This window comes from Fructilactobacillus sp. X2R1C3 (genome assembly GCF_059901425.1).
The window spans coordinates 22525-45369 of the sequence record NZ_JBWXUW010000003.1 but is presented as its reverse complement, the minus strand read 5'-3'; the positions used below and the strand labels follow the sequence as shown (position 1 = coordinate 45369).

The window sequence follows — 22845 nt, the reverse complement described above, 5'->3', positions numbered from 1 at the left end:
GACTGTATGGAAAATGTAGTTTTAAAAGGTACTCAAAATGGTTATGAAATTAATATTTCTGATACCAGTAGTTTTGATAGTGACATTAATGAGTTCAAGAACTTGATGGAACAACTTAGTAGTGGAAAAGAATTAGGGAATGCTAAACAATTTTCTTTTGATGTTTTTACCGGAAATCGGATTCTCACTGGAGCGCAAAAACAAACGCTAAGGGAGATCGTCTCTAAATATCCTAGGATGAGTATCAGGAGATTTATGGCTGATGTGGTTACTACGTCAGAGGCATACCGAATCCGAGACTTAAATAAGGTTTCTGTCATTGGTAGAACCATCAGAAATGGTGAAGAGATTACAGCCAAGGGCGATGTCCTTTTCTTTGGGGCCATTCATGAGGGAGGTAAATTACTTGCGGGTGGCAATGTTTATAATTTAGGATATGTGAGAGGAATTGTTCACGCTGGATTTCCGAACGACGAGGAAGCCATTGTGATTGGTAACTTAAATGATGCGCAACAAGTTCGGATCGGCGAACAATTTGATATCGTCAGTGATAATAAAAATAGAATTTCTGAAAATAGCCGTACTGTTATTTACATTAATGACTTACATACTATCGAGTATGGCAATTTAGATCAGATTAAAGACATTAGTCCGAAGTTTTATAATCGAATAGGAGGAACCGAATAATGGGAAAAGCAATCGTTATTACCTCTGGAAAGGGTGGAGTTGGTAAAACAACTACTTCAGCTAACATCGGGACTGCTTTAGCCTTAATGGGGAAGCGCGTCTGTTTGATGGATTTGGATATCGGTCTTAGAAACCTTGACGTTGTTCTTGGACTAGATAATCGAATTATGTATGACATCGTTGACGTCGCAAATGGACGGGTTCCACTGCAAAAAGCACTGGTAAAGGACAAACGCTTTGACGATAATTTATACTTATTACCAGCCGCTCAGAATACAGATAAATCGGCCTTAAAAGAGGACCAAGTTAAAGATATTGTTGATGAATTAAAGCCACAGTTTGATTTTGTGTTGATTGATTGTCCGGCAGGAATTGAGCAAGGGTTTCTCAATTCCGTTGCCGGAGCAGATAGTGCCATTGTGGTTACCACACCGGAAATTTCTGCGGTTCGAGATGCAGATCGAATTGTAGGGCTATTAGGGAAGCATCCTTTAAAAGAAGCTCCAAGGTTGGTTATTAATCGAGTTCGACCAAGTATGATGGACAATGGCGATGTGATGGATGTTGACGAAATTACTCATCACCTGGGAATTAGTTTACTTGGAGTTGTAGTTGATGATGATAAGGTGATTACTACTTCAAATCATGGCGAACCAGTAGTTTTAGATACTGATGATCCGGCATCAACGGCTTATCGTAACATCGCTCGACGCTTGCTTGGAGAAACCGTTCCATTGATGAAAATCAAGCCACAGAAAAAAGGTTTTTGGTCTAAATTCAAACACGTATTTACAAAGAATTAGTTATACTAATTGATAAAGTTCTCTTAGAATTCTTTCTATGGGAACTTTTTATTTTGGAGGAATTAGTTTGAAAAAAACAATCACAGATGGGGTTCATTTAAATGTTCATGAAAGTAATAAATTCAAAACAACAGCGATCACAATTGACTTTGTTGCCCCGTTAAACTATGCAGATTATTCTGCTAGAACCATGGTTTCTGAAATGATAGAAAATTATAGTCACAAGTACGATTCAAAATTAAAGTTGGCTAGAAGACTTTCCGAACTATTTGGTGCCAGTTTTGGCACGAATGTGTTTAAAGTTGGTAATCGCAGTGTGTTGAGAGTGGTTATGAGCTTTGTTAATGATGAATTTACGTTGGATAATTCTGACGTTTTTGACGATGCGTTAACTTTTCTTTCAGAAGTTATTTTTCATCCCAACCTTGATGGCGAGCATTACGTCAATGAACAATTTGAAATTCAACGAAAAAATTTAATTCAATATTTAGATTCTCTTAATGATGACCATCGTTATTATGCAGCGAAGAGAGCTCGAGAGCTTTACTTTTCCGACCAACCCAATTATGCCAATTCAATCATTGGAAATCGGGAGCAAATTAAAAGCTTAGAAAATGAAGCTGTTGTAAGAGAGTGGGAAAGCCTTCTTAAAAACGACGAGATTTATATTTCGATTTTAGGAGATCTCTCGGAGAAACAAACTCAGATGATTGAGACGCATCTGACGTTTTTACCCAGAAGGGAATTTAGTGAATCAATAAATCGCAATTTTAGCTCCTTACCGATCAGGACTCAGGTTGAAAAAATTTATGGAGAACAATCCAAGTTTGATTTAGCTTTTGATTTTCCTATTTTCGTAAATGATGATGACTATTACGCGGCAATTGTTTTTAATGCTTTACTTGGAGGAACTCAACAATCATTAATGTTTCACAATATTCGTGAAAAACATAGTTTAGCATATTACATTTCGAGTAATTATAATTCTACTTTGGGGTATGTGTTAATTGAAAGTGGCATTAACGCGGGAGATGTGGATCAAGTTAACCAGTTAATTGATGAGCAAGTTAGTTTAATTCAGAAACAAGAGTATTTGGATCAGCGATTTTTAGACATTAAATCAGCGTTGATTGATGGATATTATTCTAAATTTGATAACCAGCGCCGAACGCTTAATGGTGATTTTATTAATGAACTATATGGGATCGATTTGAGCCCCAGTCAATGGATTAGTAGGGTCAGAGGGGTTACCAGTGACGATGTAAGTCAAGTAGCTTCGAAGTTTAAATTGCGGGCTAAATTTTTATTGGAAGGAATTAATAATGGTTGAACTTAAGTATGACAAGCTAAATGAAACGGTTTACCGCTATAAATTAGATAACGGAATGAAAGTATTTATTGACTCTAAGCCAGGATTTCATTCAACCTACGGCATTTTAAACGTTCATTTTGGTGCAATTAATAATTTGATTTTGGAAAATAAACGATCCCGAAAGATGCCGCTCGGAATTGCTCATTTTTTGGAACATAAAATGTTTGATAAACGGAATTATGATTCAAGTGATCAGTTTGGCAAATATGGATCGGATTCAAATGCGTTTACGAGTTTTGATCAAACCAGTTATCTTTTCAATACAACTAATCATGTTGGTGATAATTTAGATGTTTTAGTTGATTTGGTTCAGCATCCGTATTTTGACGAAAAAAAAGTTCAAAAAGAGCAGGGCATCATTGGACAAGAAATTATGATGTACCAGGATGATCCCAGTTCTAGAATTTATTTTGATACGATCGGAAATATGTATCATAACTCTCCGCTTGATCATGATATTGCGGGGACAATTGATTCAATTGCCAAAATTACGACAGAAGACTTGTATGCGATGTATAACCAGTATTATGTTCCTAACAATATGGATTTGATGATCGTTGGAAATGTCAACGAGAGTGATGCGATTGAAAGGATTGAAAGACTTGAAAGAGCTATTCCTTCAACGAGTCAATCTGAGATTTTGACTTTGAAGCAGCAAACAAACGATGCCATTAAAAAAAGCTCGATTATAGCGGATGAGCACTCTACCATGAATTTGACAACGGGAAAAGTTGCCGTTGGATTTAGAGGACCTGATGAGATTAGTAGTGGAGTCCAATTTACTAAAAATGAATTATCATTGGGACTGTTTTTGTCGATGATTTTTTCTGAAGACGCTGAACCATATCAAAAACTCTATTCCGAAGGGATCATAAATGACTCGTTTGGTTATGATTTTGATCTAGAAGATGGCTATCAATTTGTGATCTTTGCCGAAGACTCAAATCGTCCAGAAGAGTTTCAAAAAGCCGTTGAACGTGAAATTGAGAATGGATTAAATGACGACGCAAAATTATCTAAGATTTTTAGCCTAATTAAGCGAGAAGAGATTGGACAGTATATTTCACTTATGAATTCCAACTCGGCTATTGCGAATCAAATGGGAGATCCACTAAATGGATATACCAATCTTTTTGATGAAGTTCAAATCTTAAACCAACTTTCCGTTCATGAGGTAATTGATTTTGCTAGTAAATTTTTTGACTTTAATAAAACAACTTTGAAGGTTATTTCCTAATGTATATCTTTTTTTAAGACAAGGCGTTGTGATATACTGACAATGAAATCTAAAACGATGGGGTTTTACATATGGATAAAGAAGAAAAAAATCAAAAAAGTGTGAATATTGGTCAATTATTGCGTAAGGCTAGAGTTGACTCAGGGATGTCAATTGATGACGTTCAAAAGAAAACTAAAATTCAAAAGCGTTATTTAGAAGCAATTGAACAAGATGATTTTAAGGCACTGCCTGGTGATTTTTACGTTCGTGCTTTTGTTAAACAGTTTGCAGATGCAGTTGGTTTAAACGGAAGCGAGTTTATTCAAAAATATGACTCAGAGCTTCCTGGTGGAGAAAAGTTTGGCTCTTCTGAGGACGATAATGGCGAGGATCAAAATAACATTAAGGAAAATCCTCAACCAGTTCAGTCTGAGATGCCCAAACAACGTTCTGTTAGACATCACTCAACGAGTCCAGAATCAGGTCCTTCAGGTTCTGGTATGAAGAAACTAATTCCAATTGTTGGAATTGTGGTCATTGTGATTATTATCATTGGAGTTATCTGGGTTGGAGCCGGAAAGTTAGCTCATCACAATTCAGATACTACTTCAAGTACAACGTCTGTTTCCGTATCTTCTGATAGTTCAAGTTCGATGGCTAGTTCGCGTTCGAAGAAGGCCGCTCAGGATAAGGCCCAAAAGGCAAAAACAAAGAATCAGAATAATCAAGGAACCCAGATTGCTAAGGGTGCTAATGAGAACGAGTACAACGTTAAAACCAACGAAAAAGAAACGAAGGTCACTTTAAAGGGAAATGCCAAGTCTTGGTCGGCTGTTTCGGTTAATGGATCACAGGTTTGGCAGGGAACTTTAAATCCCAATCAAACTCATGATGTTACCATTCCAGCTAACACGAAAGAATTTAACGTTAACCTTGGTAACGCTCCCGCTACTGACATCACAATTAACGGTCAAAAGGCTAATTTAGAAAAACCCGCTAACAATGGCAACGCTCAAGTTAGAAACGTTACTTTTAAAATTACAAAATAAGCTTTAACCCAAAACCTAAATAACGATCTGTTAAAGATAGCAGGTCGTTATTTTAGCGTTTAACCTCAGGAGGATAAACTTTTGAACTTACCAAATAAATTAACTTTATTTAGAATAATTTTGATACCCATATTTTTGATTTTACTGGTTGTGCCAATGGATCTTGGCAGCGTGATGATCGTGGGAACCATGATTCCAGTTACACAAGTTTTAGCTACTGTAGTATTCATTGTGGCAGCGTTAACGGACTTTTTGGATGGTCAAATTGCTAGAAGACAACACCTGGTGACTAATTTTGGAAAATTTGCTGACCCGTTAGCGGATAAGATGTTGGTAATGTGTGCCTTCATTGTCTTAGTTGGTCTTGGAAGTGTTGCTAGTTGGATTGCGGCTATCATTGTTTGTCGTGAATTAGCTGTGACTGGTTTACGTTTAATTGTTGTGGAAAATGATGGTGAAGTTGTTGCGGCTGCGTGGCCAGGTAAGATTAAAACCTTTTTCCAGATGATTGCAATAATTATTCTGTTATTAAATAATGCATTATTTAATAACATTAATCTGCCTATGGGACAAATCTGTTTGTACATTTGCTTATTCTTTACCATTTACTCTGGCATTGAGTACTTTTACAAGAACCGAAAAGTTTTTTCTGATTCATTTTAATTAATACAGTTAGGAGTGGTTTGATGAATGCTGAAATAATATCAGTTGGGACGGAAATTCTCCTTGGTGAAATTACTGACACCAGTGCGCCCTTTATTGCGCGTCATCTGGCAAATTTAGGAATTGATGTTTACTTTCAGGACACCGTTGGCGATAATTACAAACGGTTAGAAGCTGTTATAAAACTTGCTGAAAGTCGAAGCAACTTAGTGGTTTTGACAGGTGGGTTAGGTCCTACCGAAGATGACATTACTAAGATTGTGCTAGCTAAGCATTTGGGTCTTGGGTTAGATACGGATCAAAAAGCACTGGAAAAAATTAATCATTTTCATAAAAATTATCCAATGGAAAAGCCTCAAAATGCTGATATTCAAGCTGAATATATCCATGGTGCGAATGTATTACCAAATGATAATGGCTTTGCCGTTGGTATGTTTCTTACGACTAAGAACTGTGATTACTTGGTTTTACCCGGACCACCAGTTGAGATGCAACACATGTTTACTAAATATGCACTTCCAATTCTGACTAAATTAGCTAGTGGAAATCCCGTTATTGCTTCCAAAGTAATGCGCTTCTTTGGAATTGGTGAAACGGAGCTTGAGGATCAACTAAAGTCCTTGATCTCTCATCAGACAAATCCAACTTTAGCAACGTACGCCAAGCGAAATGAAGTTACACTTAGAATTACTGCAAGTGGAAAGAAAAAATCAGATGTCGATCACTTAATCGACGAAATGATATTTAAAGTAAATGCGGTGGTAGGCCAATACTTCTATGGTTTTGGTGATGACAACTCATTGGCTAAAGTAGCTGTTAATATTCTTAAAAAGAAAGCATTGTCGATCACTGCGGCAGAATCACTTACTGCTGGGATGTTTCAGAGCCGGCTTGGTGATGTCTCAGGGGTCTCTGATGTTTTCCCAGGTGGATTTGTGACTTATTCGGCTAAAGTGAAAGAGGATGTCTTGCGCATTCCAAGCGAAGTGATTGATAAGCACGGAGTGGTCTCATCCGAAACGGCTGTTTGGATGGCTAAAAATTCGAAAGCAATTCTCAGTACTGACGTTTCAGTCTCTTTTACCGGAGTTGCTGGACCTGATAAATTGGAGGGACATCCTGCCGGAAATTTCTGGGTAGGAATTTCATTACCTGATGGTGAGGTTAAGACCCGTGAATTTAATTTTGGCAAAGATCGAAATGAAATTCGTGATTACGCTACAAAATGCGGTCTTAAAATGATTTATGATAATTTAAAGTGAAAATAGGATGATATTGGTTCTCCTATTTTGTACATACTAGTTGACACTAATTTTTCTAAACTTTAGAATTAAGAAGTGAATAACGTTTATGTTAGTTATTTAAATAAATTTTTTATTAGTGATACGGAGGCATATGTAAATGATAGTTACAGTTGTTTCCGCTGTTATCGCTGTCGTTGTTGGTTTTTTGATTGGTCAGTTCACCTATAAGCAGGTATCTGAGAAGAAGTTAGATGCTGCTCATGAAAGTGCAAAAGATATCCTTTCTGATGCTGAAAAGCAAGCTGAGAACTCGCTTAAAGAAGCTAGTTTAGAGGCAAAAGAGAAGGGAAATGCTTATCGGCTTCAAGTAGAAAAAGAGTTGAAAAAGCGTCGTCTTGAAGTTCAAAAACAAGAAGATCGTTTGTTGAAACGTGAAGAAACGCTTGATCGAAAGGATAGTGCGTTTGAGAAACGTGATAATTCTTTGGAACGTCAAGAAGAGAAACTTGAAAAAGAAAAGCAAGAACTGACAAAGAAACAACAAAAAGCAGATTCACTTATTGAAAAACGGCAACAGGAAGTTGCCAGAGTTTCTAATTTAACTAAAGAGGAAGCTCGTACGATGGTAATTGATGAGACTAAGCAAGAATTGGCTGATACTCGTGCTCAAATGATTAAGGAGAGTTACGATGCTGCTAAAGAAGCCTCTGCTAAGGATGCTAAAAACTTGATTGTTGAAGCACTTCAACAGAGTTCTGCTGATATTGTCTCTGAGACTACTGTGTCTGTAGTAACTTTACCCAATGATGATATGAAAGGTAGAATCATTGGACGTGAGGGTCGAAACATTAGAACCTTTGAATCATTGACTGGGATTGATCTAATTATTGATGACACTCCCAATGCGGTGGTTTTAAGTGGTTTTAATCCAGTTCGACGTGAAGTCGCCAAAATGGCACTTGAAAAGTTGATTAAAGATGGAAGGATCCATCCAGCACGTATTGAAGAAATGGTTGAGAAAAGTAAAAAAGAACTCGATGCCCAAATTCAAGAGACTGGGGAAAACGTTGTCTTTGATTTAGGGATTCATTCAATGAACCCTGATTTGATTAAATTAATTGGTCAATTGAAATATAAAATTTCATATGGACAAAATGTTTTATCACGCTCCATTCAAGTAGCAAAATTGGCGGGAGTGTTTGCTGCTGAGTTAGGTGAAGATGTTACATTAGCGAAAAGAGCGGGATTGTTGCGTGAGATCGGTCTGTCGTCAAATAGTGGAACTGATGTTTCATATGTTGATGCTGGGATTGATATTGCAAAGAAATATGGTGAGAGCCCAGAAGTGATTGATACAATTCAGTTAGGTGGTCAAAAAAGTGAGCCGCATTATATGATTTCAGAATTAGTTGATGTTGCTGATAAGATTTCAATGGCACGACCTGGTGCTAAGAGTGATTCGCTTGAAAGCTTCGTTCATCGTTTAGATAAACTTGAAAAAATTAGTAATAGTTTTGACGAAGTTTCCAAGAGTTACGCTGTTCAGGCGGGTCGCGAAATTAGAGTGATTGCCAAACCCGAAAAGATTTCTGACACAGAAGCAATTGTACTTGCCAGAGATATTAAAGATAAGATTGAAAAGGAAATGAATCATCCTGGTCATGTCAAGGTAGATGTGATTCGGGAAGTCCGCTCAGTTGAATATGCCAAGTAAAAGATCAGAGATTATCCTGGTCTTTTTTATTTTGATTTATCAGTGTAAAATAAAGGCATTACAGTAGAAGATGGAGAGCGGATATGCGATTTTTATTTTTAGGTGACACGGTTGGCAATATTGGGGTGGCAACGGTAGAAAAATATTTACCCTTACTAAAACATGATTTAAAACCACAGGTAACCATTATAAATGGTGAAAATGCAACAAAGGTGGGACGTGGGATTAATCATGATCTTTACTTAAAAATTATGCATGCCGGAGCGGACGTGATTACTTTGGGGAATCATGCCTGGAATAATCCAGAAATCTTTGACTTTATTAATCAAACTCAAAATTTGATTCGGCCCCTTAACTATCCTGGAAAAGATGTCCCAGGAAAGGGCTACATAGAAATGAACGTTAATGGCAGTATGGTAGCTGTGATTAACCTTCAAGGTCGCGTGTTTATGGATGAAATCGATGATCCATTTGGTAAAGTTGACACGCTTCTCGATAAATTACATACCAATGGTGTTAATATCATTTTTGTGGATTTTCATGCCGAAACTACTAGTGAAAAGAAGGCCATGGCACTTCATTTGGATGGAAAAATCTCCGCGTTAGTGGGTACTCATACCCATGTGCAGACTAGTGACGGACAAATCTTACCAAGGGGAACGGCTTTTTTAACTGATGCAGGTATGACAGGACCAGATGATGGTGTGATTGGGATGAAGTTTGAACCCGTCATTAATAAGTTTATGACGGCACGTCCTAATCGATTTGAGGTTCAAGAGACTGGTGCAGCAGTGTTGTCAGGCTGCTACATTGATGTCGATAACAAGTCTGGCAAAGCTAAAAAAATTAGGAATATTTTAATTAACAAGGATCACCCATACCAAGAATTTTAAAGAGGAGCGATGTTAATGGCAAAATCAAAACAAACTACGCCAATGATGCAACAGTATCAAAAAGTTAAGGATCAATATCCTGATGCTTTTTTGTTCTATCGAATTGGCGATTTTTACGAATTGTTTAACGAGGATGCTATTAAGGGTGCGCAATTGTTGGAGTTAACTTTAACCAAACGAAGTAGGAAGTCAGATAACCCCATTCCGATGTGTGGTGTTCCTCATCAATCCGTTCAAAATTATATTGATACCTTAGTTGACAAGGGATATAAGGTGGCAATCTGTGAACAAATGGAAGACCCTCGGACTGCTAAGGGAATGGTAGATCGGGATGTTATTCAACTAATTACTCCCGGAACTCAAACTGATGCTAATGCCGAAAATGCCAAAGTCAATAACTACTTGACTGCTGTTACTTATAATAACAATGAGCGTTCTTTTGGATTTTCGTATATTGATCTTTCTACAGGTGAGTTAAAGGTTAGCTTGTTAGCAAGTGATGAAGCTGTCTTAAATGAAGTGATTAATCTTAATTCAAAAGAGATTGTAGTTAACGATTCGATCGATGATAGTTTGATTCATCAACTAAAGGAAATTGGTGTTCTTATTTCAAAAGAGAATCAAACTGCAGAGGTGGGGTCAAATGTCATTACTAATATTGATGATCCAACGCTAATTGACTCCCTTAAAATGTTATTAACTTATATTTCGGACACACAAAAACGTAGTTTATCTCATATTCAACCAGCAGTTAGATATGAGCCTAGTTCTTTTTTAAAAATTGATCATAATTCGCAATACAACCTGGAACTAACTAAAAACATTAGAACCGGCAAAAAGAGTGGTACGCTGCTATGGATTGTTGACGATACTAAAACGGCAATGGGTGGCAGAAAACTCAAGCAGTGGTTAGAGCGGCCGCTAATTAATCGGAAAGAGATTGAACAACGCCAAAATCTAGTTGGGACGCTCTTAGATAATTATTATGAGCGTAGTGAGCTTGCCGACAATTTGATTAAAGTTTATGATTTAGAGCGACTTTCTGGGCGAATTTCGTTTGGCGGAGTCAATGGTAGAGATTTAATCCAGCTTGAGACTTCACTCGAACAAATTCCCAAAATTAAGCACGTTTTAAATGACTTAGATACTCCAGAGTTTGATGAAATTTATCAAAAACTTGATGATGTTAATGATGTGTATGAATTAATAAAAGACGCCATCGTTTCAGAACCCCCAATTTCTGTCACGGATGGTGGAGTCATTAGAAATGGATATAATGAACAACTTGATCAGTATCGGGATGCCATGAAGAATGGTAAAAAATGGTTAGCTGATATGGAAGCTAAGGAACGTCAGAAGACTGGGATTCATAACCTCAAGATTGGTTATAATCGGGTATTTGGCTACTATATTGAAGTATCGAAAGGTAATCTTGGTAAACTTGATGATAGTAGGTATGAACGTCTCCAGACACTTACCAATGCAGAACGTTTTTCAACGCCGGAACTAAAGGAAAAAGAATCGATTATTTTAGAAGCAGAAGAGAAATCTAAAAGTTTAGAATATGAAATTTTTACACAGGTTAGAGATAAGATTAAGAAGCAGATTCCGCGAATTCAGAAGTTAGCGAGTGGAATTTCACGTTTAGACGTTTTGCAGAGCTTTGCGACTATTTCTGAGAAGTATCAATTTGTAAAGCCTAAGTTTAATAATGGTCATGATTTGAACATTAAAGCAGGACGTCATCCCGTTGTGGAGCGTGTGATGGGAGCTCAAAGTTATGTTCCAAATGATGTAATAATGAATCCAGACATTTCTGAATTATTAATTACTGGTCCTAACATGTCCGGTAAAAGCACATACATGAGACAGCTAGCCCTAATTGTAATCCTGGCACAAATGGGGTGTTTTGTTCCAGCTGATGCAGCTGAGATGCCCATATTCGATCAAATTTTCACTCGAATTGGTGCTGCCGATGACCTTATTTCGGGTAAAAGTACGTTTATGGTGGAGATGAGGGAAGCCAATGAAGCCTTGAAACATGCTTCCGCTAATTCACTGATTTTGTTTGACGAAATTGGACGAGGAACTTCCACATATGATGGCATGGCACTTGCACAAGCTATCATTGAGTATATTCATGATCATATTGGTGCGAAAACACTATTTTCAACTCATTACCATGAATTAACCGAGCTAGATCAGGAGTTAAAACATTTAAAGAATGTCCACGTTGGAGCAGTCGAAAAAGATGGCAACCTGGTTTTTCTTCATAAAATTATGGATGGACCAGCCGATCGTTCCTATGGGATTAATGTTGCTAAGTTAGCTGGCCTTCCTGATCAGTTGTTGAAGCGCGCTAGCACGGTTCTTTTAAAGTTAGAAGATGATGAGCAACAAAAAAGTAGTGATAATCATGCTACTCAGGATCAAGGTTTTGTTCATAAAGATAAACCAGCATCTACTACGCCATCTAATTCAATTGATTTAAATGATTCAGAACAAATGGCATTGTTTAAAGTGGATGACCCCAAAAATGATAAGTCATTAGATAAAAACAAAAGTAAGATTATTGAGGACATTGAGAATACAGATCTTATGAGTAAGACTCCGATTCAGATCATGAATTTGGTGTATAAATGGAAGACTAAGTTAGAAAATTAAGGCGGTGATATTGTGTCCGAAATTCATCAATTACCGACAATCCTTTCCGATCAAATTTCAGCTGGAGAAGTTGTTGAGAGGCCGGCATCGGTAGTAAAAGAACTAGTTGAAAATTCAATTGATGCCAGTAGTAGTAAGATTGACATTGAAGTGGTTGATTATGGCCTTAAAAAGATTAAGGTGATTGATAATGGATCCGGAATTGCTCCCGATCAAGTTGAGTTGGCGTTTCGTCGTTTTGCTACGAGTAAAATTAATAATAAACGTGATTTGTTTCGGGTTAAATCATTAGGATTTCGTGGTGAAGCATTGCCTAGTATTGCCTCTGTGTCTGACGTGGAAATGAGGACTTCTGATGGTAAAGAGCAGGGATCTGAAATTAAAATTCATGGTGGTAAAGTTGTAAAAACGGAGCCGTCACAGGCACGAAGAGGAACATCGGTCGTCGTTTCTGATCTTTTCTTTAATACCCCTAACCGGTTAAAATATTTAAAGGCACCATCTACTGAGCTATCTAAGATATCTGATATTGTTAATCGACTGGCACTTAGTCATCCTGAAATTGCTTTTTCTTTGACTCATAATGATCGTGAACTCTTACGGACTTCGGGCCGAAACAACATGCAACAGGTTATTGCCGGAATCTATGGCAATCGGAGTATGAAGCAGATGATTCCGATTAGCGCTGAAAATCCAGACTTTAAACTAAGTGGGTACGTCAGCTTGCCAGAGTTAACTAGAGCAAGCCGTAAATATACGTCTGTAATCGTTAATGGACGATTTATTCGTGATTTTGGAATTGATCATGCGATTATTGATGGGTACGGATCGAAACTGATGGTCGGAAGATATCCGATTGTCGTTTTAAGTATCAAGATGGATCCAACTTTAGTTGACGTTAACGTGCATCCTTCAAAAGAAGAAATCAGAATTTCTAAAAAGAAGGAATTAAGTTCCTTTATCTCACAAACAATTTATGATGCTTTGGCCAAACAAAATTTGATTCCAGATGCTATGAATAACCAAACTTTAAAAAATGGAGTTGCACGTCATAATTCTACGGAAATTTCACTGAATTTAAATCAACTCTATGAAGATGATAATCAAGATACACAAAAAAGCTCGATTCCACAGGTTAGTAAGTCTGATTCGATGAAGTCGGTGGCTGATCACAACGCTTATCCAGCTAATCATCAGCCGGTTATGATTTATCGAAAAAATGATTTAGATTCAAATCCCGTTCGTAACTTTAAAGCAAAGTATGAAAATGAAGAAGTCGACTTACCGTTTGGTGACAAGCAACAAAGCCCAAATTCATCCCATGATTTTCCACAATTACGGTACGTTGGTCAGGTGCATGGTACGTACCTAATTGCCGAAAGTTCAGACGGGATGTATGTTATTGATCAACATGCCGCTCAAGAACGGATTAATTATGAATACTATCGAAAACAAGTTGGCAATGTGAGTGAGGACAAGCAAAAATTGTTGGTTCCCATTGTTCTTGATTACACTGCCAGTGATGCTTTGATTATTTCCAATCATTTGGATCTTTTAGAGCAGAACGGAATTCATTTGGAGTCGTTTGGAAAAAATAGTTTTGTCATTAGGCAACATCCGGTTTGGTTTAAGGCTGGTCAGGAAGAAGATACCATTAAAGAAATGATTGACTGGGTTTTGAGTAATCAACAGCTTTCAATTGCACAGTTTAGAGAAAAGGCTGCCATCATGATGAGTTGTAAACGAGCAATTAAAGCCAATCATCATCTTGATAAACGCCAGGCTCAGGCCTTGTTAGATAAGTTACCTCAGTGTGAGAATCCCTTTAATTGTCCTCATGGCCGTCCTGTTTTAGTTCATTTTTCTAATTCAGATCTGGAAACCATGTTTAAGCGAATTCAGGACCCGCATCAAAGTGGAGATGTGAATTTTTAATCCAATATGAAATGAGTTGATTGTATGTATGAATACTTATACGGGATGATTACGGATGTGACCCCCAAGTACATTGTTTTAGACGTTGATGGGGTTGGTTACTTGGTTTATGTAGCTAATCCTTATCACTATGGTACTGACCAACAAGTGCGAGTTTATGTCCACCAGTCGGTTTCAGACAATGGGATCGCACTATATGGATTTATTTCGTTAGCGGATAAACAACTTTTTGAACAATTATTGAATGTTTCAGGGATTGGATCAAAAAGTGCCTTGGCAATTATGGCTGGTAATGACAGTAATGGTTTAATTAGTGCTATTAATGCTGGCAACATTAAATACTTAACTAAGTTTCCGGGAATTGGGAAAAAGACTGCTCAACAAATTGTTTTGGACCTAAAAGATAAGATTACATCTAATGACGTATTTGTTGGTAGTGTTTCGGTAAATGACGTTGAAGACACGGGAAATAAGCAGTTAGACGATGCACTGAGTGCTTTACAAGCTCTTGGCTTTAAGCAACGTGAGGTTGATAAGGTTAAAACAAAATTACAGAAAATAGAAGCAGACTATACGACTGACCAATACATTAGTTCAGGTCTCAAACTATTGACTAAGTAGATTAGGAGGAAGTTAATGGCAGATGATCGAATAGTTTCTGGATCAAGTGATGATGAAAACGATGATTCTTTTGAAATGTCACTTCGGCCCCAAAGTTTTGATCAGTATATCGGTCAGGATGACTTAAAAAAGAAACTTAAGATTTACATTCAAGCCGCTAGGCAGCGAGAAGAATCGCTTGATCATGTCTTACTGTATGGACCACCTGGTCTTGGGAAGACCACATTAGCAAACGTGATTGCAAATGAGATGGGTGTTGATATGAAGACAACCACCGGTCCCGCCATTGAAAAAAAAGGTGATTTGGTGGCTCTTTTAAACGAATTAAAACCTGGTGATATCCTTTTTATTGATGAAATTCATCGTTTACCTAAAGAAGTTGAAGAGATGTTATACTCCGCGATGGAAGACTACTATGTTGATATTATCATTGGAAATGACGATTCAACCAAGCATCCCGTTCACTTTGAATTACCACCGTTTACGCTGATCGGAGCTACCACAAGGGCTGGGTTGCTTGATTCACCATTTAGAGATCGGTTTGGTATTGTTGAACGGATGAATTACTATAATGATCGTGATTTAGAAAAGATTGTGAAACGTTCAGCTAAAATCTTTCATAGTAAGATTAAAGAAGATGGTGCTCACGAAATTGCGCTGCGCTCCAGAGGAACTCCTCGAGTTGCTAATCGATTGTTAAAACGAGTGCGAGATTTTGCCCAGGTGGCCAATCATGATGAGATTGATGTTGATAACGTTGACACCGCACTTAATGCCTTAGGCGTTGATAAGAATGGATTAGATCGAACTGATCTCAATTTGCTTTCAACGATGATCGACTTTTACGACGGTGGTCCAGTTGGATTAAACACTTTGGCTGCCAATATCGGTGAAGAATCGGAAACAATTTCTGAGATGTATGAACCATATTTGTTACAGATTGGATATCTCAAGCGGACTGCTCGAGGACGAATGGTAACAAGAGCTGGCTATAAACATTTAGGCCGGAAATATCCTGAAGCTAATTAAATTAATTGGAAATTTTATCGACAATTTGGTAAGCTATTGTTAAACAAAGAATGAGGTGAAAAAATGCAGAATATATCACAATATGCTGGAATTATTGTATTAATTCTTTTGTTCGTTTTAATGTATTTTATGATGATCAGACCACAAAAGAAGCAACAACAAAAGCATCAAAACACTTTGAAGAACTTGCGTAAGGGTGATCATGTGGTTACCATTGGCAGACTTCATGGAATTGTTGATCAAATTAATAACGAAAAGCGAACGGTTACTTTAGACTGTGATGGTCTTTATTTAGTATTTGACCTCAACGCGATTGCAAGTGCAAGTCGTCCAGGAGAAGATAGTGCTTCAGATGATTCAAAGAAGAAGGATACTTCTAAAAAAGACGAATCAGAAAAAGCATCGGATGTAAGTAATAATTCAAATGATGACAACGCTTAATAAAGAAGGTCGGAGGTGTCCGATCTTTTTTATTGGATGAACAAGAACGTATGTTCGGGACAGAAGGTGGACTCTTGGAAGAATCAATTCAAATCAATCATTCACGTCGGATTTTACATGTTGATATGGATGCTTTTTTTGCCTCAATTGAGCAGCGTGAGCATCCTGAATTTGTTGATCAACCACTCATCATTTCTAAAGACCCAAGGACGACTGGGGGTCGTGGAGTAGTGACCACTGCTAATTACCCAGCTAGAAAGTTTGGCGTTCATTCAGCAATGCCCGCTAGTAAAGCACTTGAATTGTGTCCTAAGGGAATTTTTAAGGCACCAGAATTTGAATTGTATCGAAGCGTCTCGCATCAAATTCATGCAATTTTTCATGAATATACCGACCGAATTGAAACCGTTGCGCTTGATGAAGCTTACCTTGACATCTCAGATAATAAAAAGGGAATTGACAATCCGGTACTGATTGCTCATTTGATTCAAAGTGAAATATGGGAAAAGACTCATCTAACTTCTTCCACCGGGATTTCTTACAATAAGTTTTTAGCCAAGGAGGCTTCTGATTACCGGAAACCTGCTGGCGTTTCGGTGATCGATGTAGAAGATAGTCACGAATTTTTGATGAAACTTCCCATTGAACGTTATCGGGGTGTTGGGGAAAAGACGCTTCAAAAAATGCAACGATTAAACATCCAAAATGGCTATGATTTATACCAACAATCAGAGATGGATCTTATCAAGAATTTTGGTAAGTTTGGCTATTTTTTGTATCGTCGAGTTCGCGGATCCGATGATCGACCAGTTGAGTATCAAAGAGAGCGCAAATCAATTGGAAAAGAAAGAACTTATGGTCCTGAGCTTAAAAGTCGACAGGAAGTGGAGTCACAACTTCATAAGATTTCTGAGATGGTGGAGCGATCGTTAAATCAGCATGAGAAACATGGAAAAGTTTTAGTCCTAAAGGTCAGGTACAGTGACTTTACTACGTTAACCAAAAGGGTTTCGTGGAATGATTTTATGGAAAACGATGCCCGTCTTTTTTATGATTTGGCAATGGAACTTTTTGATTTGCTTCCTGATGCCGCTAATGGCATTCGATTGTTGGGAATTACACTTACTAATCTTTCAGACTTAGGGTTTCAAAACATTAAGCTTCCCTTGTATTCAGATCCTCACTTTGAATTATAGTGTTTGTGGGTTATACTTAACTGTTAAATAATTAAGATTATTAGAGGCTATTTTAATGAATACAAAGCAGCAAATTAACGAAAAAATCAAGGAATACCCAACGATTATTATTCACAGACATCAGAGTCCTGATCCAGATGCGGTTGGTTCTCAAATTGGGTTGGCTAGCATTATTAAGGCATCTTATCCGAATAAAAAGGTTTTAACCGTTGGGAAACAGTATCAAGGCTTTGATTGGCTAGGAAAAGTTACCGAGGCAAGTGACGATGATTACAAGAATGCCTTAGTGATTGTTGTTGATACTGCTAATCAGCCACGAGTTGATGATGATCGTTACACAAAGGGAAAATATTTAATTAAAATTGATCATCATCCAAATGACGATCAATTTGGGGACTTGATGTGGGTGAAACCAGAAGCATCAAGCACTTCCGAATTGGTTTATGACTTATTTGCTGCTAATGATGATTTAAAGATGACAGATGATGCAGCTCGTTTATTGTATGCTGGAATCATAGGAGATACCGGTAGGTTTAAGTATTCATCGACTTCATCGCATACTTTTGAGGTGGCGGGCAAATTAGACCAGTACGATTTTTCGATTACCGACGTGGCCCAAATTGAAGATGAAATTGATACTGCCCAAGCTCGTTTGGCTGCTTATGTATACAATAATTTAAAGATTGATGACAATGGGGCTGCTTATGTAGTTCTGACTAATGAAGTAATAAAGGATCTTGACTTAGGTGATGATAGTACGTCATCAGTGGTTCCGTTACCAGGTAACATTGGCACTGTGGTTTCTTGGGCAATCTTTGTCCAACAAAAAGAGGGAAATTATCGCATTCGATTGCGTTCTAAAGGACCATCCATTAATGAATTGGCTAAAGAACACAATGGTGGTGGTCATGCGCTTGCAAGTGGTGCTAAAGCTGCTGATGAGGATGAGATTAAACAAGTTGTTAAGCAGCTGGGAGAAATTGTGAAACAATACAAAAAGGAGAACAATTAATGGGAGCTTCATTTAAAGATTATCATTTTCAACCTTTCATTAGTGATGCCATTCAGGACCTGGGATTTCATAATCCTACTCCAATCCAAACTAAGGTAATTCCAACCATTAAACATGGCAAAAGTGTGATTGGTAAGTCTGCTACTGGTAGTGGAAAAACTCATGCATTTCTTTTGCCCATTTTTGATGGTTTAGATCTTAATAAAGAGGATGTTCAGGTTGTAGTTACAACCCCCAGTAGGGAACTAGCATACCAAATTTATGACAATGCAAAACAGATTGCTAAATTCTCTGATAAAACCATTCACATTGGAAATTATGTTGGAGGAACTGATAAGGAACGCCAAGTTTCAAAGCTTGAGCATGAACAACCACAAGTAGTGATTGGCACTCCGGGTCGAATCTGGGATCTTGTTAAAAATGGTGATCTTGAAATCCATCGTGCTCGTCAATTAGTAATTGATGAAGCCGACATGACTCTAGACTTGGGGTTTTTAGATACAATTGACAAGATTGCTTCTAAAATGGCCGAGGATTTACAGATGATGGTGTTTTCTGCCACTGTTCCACCAAAGTTAAGGCCATTTCTGAAAAAGTACATGAAAAATCCGGTCATGAATGATATTCCCACCAAAACGGTTATCAATCAGGATGTTTCTAACTGGTTGATTTCGACTAAGGGAAAAGATAAAAATGATTTAATTTATCAGCTGATCACAATGGGTGAGCCGTATTTGGTACTTATTTTTGCGAATACACGTGAGCGAGTAGATGAAATCTATGATTATCTAAAACAACGTGGATTAAAAGTTGCTGAAATTCATGGAGGAATGCAACCACGAGTTAGAAAGCGGGTTATGAAGCAGATTCAAAACCTTGATTATCAATTCGTGGTGGCGTCTGATCTAGCGGCCCGTGGAATTGATATTTCAGGAGTCTCTCATGTTATTAATGATGACATTCCAACTGATCTAGAATATTTTATTCACCGAGTTGGAAGAACCGGTCGAAATGGGATGAAAGGGACCGCCATCACTCTATATGCACCAGGTGAGGAACAAAAGATCTCTGAATTGGAGAAAATGGGGATCAAATTTACACCTAAAGAAATTAAGCATGGAGAAGTAGTTGATACTTACGATAGAAGACGGCGAGCAAAACGTCGTGAGCCCCAAAATAAATTGGATCCTACTATGATTGGGTTGATTAAGAAAAAGAAGAAAAACGTTAAACCAGGATACAAAAAGAAGATTCGCCGTGCTATCAAACAAAAAAGTGATGAAGACCGTAAAATTGAAGTCAGAAATCAAATTCGAGCACGAAAGAAGCAAAAGAAGCGTAGTTCGCAACGCTATCAGTAAGAGTCTAATTGACACTAGTTTATTTTCTGGATATAATTTAGTTTAATTGGATATGTCAAATTAGTGAGGTACTACAGGAAGGTTTGAAAAATGAAAACAAACCGTACTTAGTTATTTTGATGCTACCAAACAGTAAATCGTTTCCCACGTTATAGGGACTAAAGAGGTAATGACAACATCGTTGCAAGTAAAGTGGTACCGCGTCCCGGCGTCTTTGCTAGCAAGGGTGTTTTTTATTTTTTATTTTTTATTATTATGGAGGATATCATGAAAAAGCTAAGCAGTAGTCAAGTTCGTCAAATGTTTCTTGATTTTTTCAAAGAGAAGGGGCATACCGTGGAACCAAGTGCTTCGCTAGTCCCAAAGGATGATCCTACTTTACTTTGGATTAATTCTGGGGTTGCTACCATGAAAAAGTACTTTGATGGATCGGAGGTTCCAAGTAATCCACGATTAACTAGTTCGCAGAAGAGTATTAGAACTAATGATATTGAGAACGTTGGTAAGACGGCGAGACACCAAACTTTGTTTGAAATGCTTGGTAATTTTTCGGTTGGTGATTATTTTAAAAAAGAAGTCATTCCGTGGGCATACGAGTTATTGACTAGTCCGAAGTGGTTTGGATGGGATCCAAATAACTTATACGTCACCGTTTATCCTGATGACAAAGAAACGAAGAAATTATGGAAAAAGGTTGGGATTGCGCCTGATCATATTGTTGAAGCAAAAGACAATTTTTGGGACATTGGTCAAGGTCCCTCAGGTCCTGATTCGGAAATTTTTTATGATCGGGGTGAAAAGTACGATAACTTAGCACCTGATGATCCCGAAAATTATCCTGGCGGCGAAAATGAACGATATTTGGAGGTTTGGAATATTGTGTTTTCTCAGTTTAATCACACTCCTGAGGGAACCTATGAACCACTTCCCAGAAAAAACATTGATACTGGAATGGGACTTGAACGGGTTGTATCAATTTTCCAAGATGCACCAACGAACTTTGAAACCGATTTATTTATGCCAATTATCAAGAAGACTGAGGAATTAAGTGATGGTAAGAAGTATGATGGTAATCGGAAAGATGACATCCCCTTTAAGGTCATTGCTGATCACATTCGGGCAATTACCTTTGCCATTGGTGATGGGGCCCTTCCCTCAAATGAGGGAAGAGGTTACGTCATTAGACGCCTTATTAGACGAGCAACTGTTAATGGACACGAATTAGGCATTAATGATGCCTTCTTGTATAAACTGGTTCCCGTTGTTGGTCAAATCATGCAATCTTATTACCCCGATGTTCTCGAACAGAGTGACTATATTCAAAAGATCGTTAAAAATGAGGAAGAGCGTTTTAACACCACGCTAAGCGATGGCTTACAACTGCTCAATAACCTTATTTCTGAGACTAAGACCAATTCTAAAAATGAAATTTCTGGCAAAGAAGCCTTCAAACTCTACGATACTTATGGTTTTCCCCTTGAACTTACCGAGGAATATGCTGGTAACGAAGGAGTTAAAGTGGATGAAACTGGCTTTGATGTTGAAATGCAAAAGCAACAAGACCGGGCAAGAAATGCTCGTGGGTCGAAGAAATCGATGAAAGTTCAACGAGATTTGTTACTTGATATTAAGACTCCTAGTGAATACGTGGGATACGATCGACTAACCGTTGATGCTGCTAAACTTAATGATATTATTTTTGATGAAAAGCTGATAAATAGGATCACACCGACCCAAAAGGAAGCTGAATTAATTTTTGATAAAACGCCATTCTATGCTGAAATGGGTGGTCAAGTAGCTGATAGTGGTAAGATTTATAATCAAAACGGTGATGAAGTGGCTGAAGTTGAGGATGTTCAAAAGGCTCCAAATGGTCAAAATCTTCATACTGTTAAAGTTACTGGTGATATGAAGAAGGGTGAGAAGTACAAGTTAGTTGTTGACCGCGATTTCCATGATCGGGTTGAGAATAACCATACGGCAACGCATCTATTAGATCAGTCACTAAGAAATGTTCTTGGTGGTCATACCCAACAAGCTGGCTCACTAGTTCGGCCTGATTATCTTCGCTTTGACTTTACCCATTTTGGGCAGGTAACTGACGCTGAACTACAAAAAGTTGAAAACATGGTCAATCAAAAGATTTTTGCTGCCATTCCCGTTCAAACCGTTGTAACCGACCAGAAGACCGGGAAAGAAATGGGCGCTATTGCGCTTTTTGACGCGAAGTATGGCGATGAAGTACGAGTAGTAAAGATTGATGATTTTTCAATTGAGTTTTGTGGTGGCGATCATGCTAAAAATACCAGTCAGTTGGGATTATTTAAGATTGTCTCTGAGACCGGAGTTGGATCTGGAGTCAGAAGAATTGAAGCTGTTACCTCTAAAGATGCTTTTAATCTTTTAAATGATGAGGAACGAATGTTAAAGGAAATTGGAAAGACGGTTAAGTCGCCAACAACCGATGAAATTCCTGGCCGTGTTAAACAATTACAAGGCCAAATTAAAGATTTGGAAAGTCGACAAGAATCACTTGAAACTAAGCTAGCTAACCAGGAAGCCGCAGACATTTTTAATGATGTTCAGAACGTTAACGGAGTCACTTTGATTGCAGGACACTTAAAAAATGCTAATATGAGTCAACTAAGAGAATTAGCTGATACTTGGAGAGATAAAAATGCTTCAGACGTTCTTGTTCTTGGGACTGGTACTGATGACAAAGCTAATTTATTAGTTGCAGTTAGTGAGGATCAAGTGAAGGCTGGAATTAAAGCTGGTGATTTAATTAAATCAATTTCTAAAAATATCAACGGTGGTGGAGGCGGTCGTCCTAACATGGCCCAAGCTGGTGGTAAAAATCCAGCTGGTATTGATGATGCTTTAAAAGCTGCCAAGACCTGGATCAAGGAACATAAGTAATAGTTGTTATTTGAAAATTAGTC

18 protein-coding genes are annotated in these 22845 nt (G+C 37.8%); all 18 read left to right on the top strand.

Translation table 11 applies throughout. The features are described 5' to 3' along the window. Positions 1-6: 6 nt before the first annotated feature. The 18 genes from AC6UDD_RS04175 to alaS all read left to right on the top strand — a co-directional run bounded on the left by AC6UDD_RS04175 (position 7) and on the right by alaS (position 22822). On the top strand, positions 7-687 hold the full coding sequence (locus tag AC6UDD_RS04175) for a septum site-determining protein MinC (protein WP_500694376.1): 681 nt from the start codon (positions 7-9) through the stop codon (positions 685-687). Continuing rightward, positions 687-1490 (top strand): septum site-determining protein MinD, encoded by an 804-nt coding sequence (gene minD, locus AC6UDD_RS04170; RefSeq protein WP_500694377.1) that lies wholly within the window; start codon positions 687-689, stop codon positions 1488-1490. Before AC6UDD_RS04175 ends, minD begins: the two co-directional genes overlap by 1 nt. A 67-nt stretch (positions 1491-1557) precedes the next feature. Further along, entirely contained in the window at positions 1558-2820 is a 1263-nt protein-coding gene (gene yfmF, locus AC6UDD_RS04165) for an EF-P 5-aminopentanol modification-associated protein YfmF (RefSeq protein WP_500718975.1), read from the top strand. Continuing rightward, positions 2813-4099, top strand: coding sequence for an EF-P 5-aminopentanol modification-associated protein YfmH (gene yfmH, locus AC6UDD_RS04160; protein WP_500718973.1), 1287 nt, complete (start codon positions 2813-2815; stop codon positions 4097-4099). Before yfmF ends, yfmH begins: the two co-directional genes overlap by 8 nt. 71 nt (positions 4100-4170) lie before the next feature. Further along, positions 4171-5130: a helix-turn-helix domain-containing protein gene (locus AC6UDD_RS04155; protein WP_500718970.1), complete on the top strand. Its 960-nt coding sequence runs from the start codon at positions 4171-4173 to the stop codon at positions 5128-5130. Between the two features lie 81 nt (positions 5131-5211). After that, on the top strand, positions 5212-5793 hold the full coding sequence (gene pgsA, locus AC6UDD_RS04150) for a CDP-diacylglycerol--glycerol-3-phosphate 3-phosphatidyltransferase (RefSeq protein ID WP_500694381.1): 582 nt from the start codon (positions 5212-5214) through the stop codon (positions 5791-5793). Between the two features lie 23 nt (positions 5794-5816). After that, positions 5817-7055: a competence/damage-inducible protein A gene (locus AC6UDD_RS04145; protein WP_500718968.1), complete on the top strand. Its 1239-nt coding sequence runs from the start codon at positions 5817-5819 to the stop codon at positions 7053-7055. 139 nt (positions 7056-7194) lie between these two features. Continuing rightward, positions 7195-8751 carry a ribonuclease Y gene (gene rny / locus AC6UDD_RS04140; RefSeq protein ID WP_500696083.1) on the top strand — a complete coding sequence of 519 codons (1557 nt, stop codon included), beginning with the start codon at positions 7195-7197 and terminating at the stop codon, positions 8749-8751. 83 nt (positions 8752-8834) lie between these two features. Beyond that, positions 8835-9644, top strand: a complete 810-nt coding sequence (locus tag AC6UDD_RS04135; RefSeq protein WP_500718966.1) for a TIGR00282 family metallophosphoesterase — start codon at positions 8835-8837, stop codon at positions 9642-9644. Between the two features lie 15 nt (positions 9645-9659). Beyond that, complete coding sequence (mutS, locus tag AC6UDD_RS04130) at positions 9660-12308, top strand: DNA mismatch repair protein MutS (protein WP_500718964.1); 2649 nt, start codon at positions 9660-9662, stop codon at positions 12306-12308. 12 nt (positions 12309-12320) lie between these two features. Further along, positions 12321-14243, top strand: a complete 1923-nt coding sequence (mutL, locus tag AC6UDD_RS04125; RefSeq protein WP_500718962.1) for a DNA mismatch repair endonuclease MutL — start codon at positions 12321-12323, stop codon at positions 14241-14243. Between the two features lie 24 nt (positions 14244-14267). Beyond that, positions 14268-14864 carry a Holliday junction branch migration protein RuvA gene (ruvA, locus tag AC6UDD_RS04120; protein WP_500718960.1) on the top strand — a complete coding sequence of 199 codons (597 nt, stop codon included), beginning with the start codon at positions 14268-14270 and terminating at the stop codon, positions 14862-14864. Between the two features lie 15 nt (positions 14865-14879). Then, positions 14880-15893, top strand: coding sequence for a Holliday junction branch migration DNA helicase RuvB (gene ruvB / locus AC6UDD_RS04115; RefSeq protein WP_500699828.1), 1014 nt, complete (start codon positions 14880-14882; stop codon positions 15891-15893). Positions 15894-15956: 63 nt separating this feature from the next. Continuing rightward, positions 15957-16334: a preprotein translocase subunit YajC gene (gene yajC, locus AC6UDD_RS04110; RefSeq protein WP_500706850.1), complete on the top strand. Its 378-nt coding sequence runs from the start codon at positions 15957-15959 to the stop codon at positions 16332-16334. Between the two features lie 50 nt (positions 16335-16384). Then, positions 16385-17530, top strand: coding sequence for a DNA polymerase IV (gene dinB / locus AC6UDD_RS04105; RefSeq protein ID WP_500718957.1), 1146 nt, complete (start codon positions 16385-16387; stop codon positions 17528-17530). Positions 17531-17585: 55 nt separating this feature from the next. Then, positions 17586-18542: a DHH family phosphoesterase gene (locus tag AC6UDD_RS04100; RefSeq protein WP_500718955.1), complete on the top strand. Its 957-nt coding sequence runs from the start codon at positions 17586-17588 to the stop codon at positions 18540-18542. Next, positions 18542-19903 carry a DEAD/DEAH box helicase gene (locus AC6UDD_RS04095; RefSeq protein WP_500718952.1) on the top strand — a complete coding sequence of 454 codons (1362 nt, stop codon included), beginning with the start codon at positions 18542-18544 and terminating at the stop codon, positions 19901-19903. Before AC6UDD_RS04100 ends, AC6UDD_RS04095 begins: the two co-directional genes overlap by 1 nt. 267 nt (positions 19904-20170) lie before the next feature. Continuing rightward, entirely contained in the window at positions 20171-22822 is a 2652-nt protein-coding gene (gene alaS / locus AC6UDD_RS04090; protein WP_500718950.1) for an alanine--tRNA ligase, read from the top strand. Positions 22823-22845: the final 23 nt, after the last annotated feature.